The 1,064-nt window shown below is 68.6% G+C and carries 1 protein-coding gene; it reads right to left on the bottom strand.

Annotated features, from left to right (window positions below; translation table 11 throughout):
• A partial coding sequence (locus tag FDZ70_11295; protein ID TLM65026.1) for a carboxypeptidase-like regulatory domain-containing protein occupies window positions 1-1,064 on the bottom strand: 1,064 nt, incomplete at both ends.

Raw genomic sequence — 1,064 nt, 5'->3', positions numbered from 1 at the left:
GTGTTGCTCTCGTCCTCGTACGCGCTGATGCGCACGGCCGAGTTGAACGGCGCGGCCCACGGGACCTTCGTGAAGGTGTACCGCCCGGACGCGTCCGTCGTGGTGCTGTGCTGCTCCACCCAGCCCGGCGTGTCGGTGTTCCACAGGTTCAGGCCGACGGTCACGCCCTCGAGCGCCTTGCCCGTGTGCATGTCGGTCACCTTGCCGGTGACATCGCCCCACTGGGTGGTCGAGTCGATCGCGGCGTTGATGGCGGCCATCCCGGAACCGGGCCCGAAACCGACCGACGTGGCCGCCGCGGGGCTGCCCGCACCGTTGTACCACTCGGTGTTGTAGAAGTAGCCCGGGTCACCGCCGGTCAGGCTGCCCGACTCGTCGTCGAACATGACCTTGTAGTCCGGCACGTCGTCGAGGTCGCGGAACTCCCAGTTGCCGCTCGCATCGGTCCAGGTGTCGCCGACGAACGTCAGCCCCGAGGTGTCCCACACGCTCACGTGATAGTCCGGCACCGGTGCACCACCGGCGGCGTACGTCACCCGGCCGGTGAGGTAGCCGCCCCACGGGCACTGGTCGTCGATGCCGGTCAGGTCGGTGTTGGCCGCCAGCGTGATCGTGGTGCCGGCTGACAGTTGCGCCTCGTACGTCGGCCATTCCGCCGGGCTCGACGGGCTGAGCTTCGCGCCGGTCGGTGCGCCGTAGACCTGGTCGGCGATGAAGTGGTTGAAGGTGAGGTAGGACGTGTCCGGCACGAAGCGGATCTTGTACTGGCCGGCATCCAGCCCGGTGACGGTGTAGTTGCCGGACGCGTCGGTCGGCTCCTGCAGACCGGTGTCGTTGGCCTCCGTCCACGCGCCCTCGTCCACGTCCCACCGGTAGACCTGCGGCCAGACGCCGATCGCGTTCACCCACGCGGGCGCAACGTTCGCCCGCTGCACGTTGCCCGAGATCGACGAAGAACGGTCCATCACCGCGTCGATGCCGCTCGTGACGTAGTCCGGCGCGATGGTGACGGTCGGCGACGCGGAGAAGGTGGTGTCGCCGAACCACTGCGAGCAGTAGCGGCC

Source organism: Actinomycetota bacterium (assembly GCA_005774595.1).
Lineage (GTDB): Bacteria > Actinomycetota > Coriobacteriia > Anaerosomatales > D1FN1-002 > D1FN1-002.
Note: the sequence above shows the minus strand (reverse complement) of the source record. Positions and strands in the feature narration are given on the sequence as shown.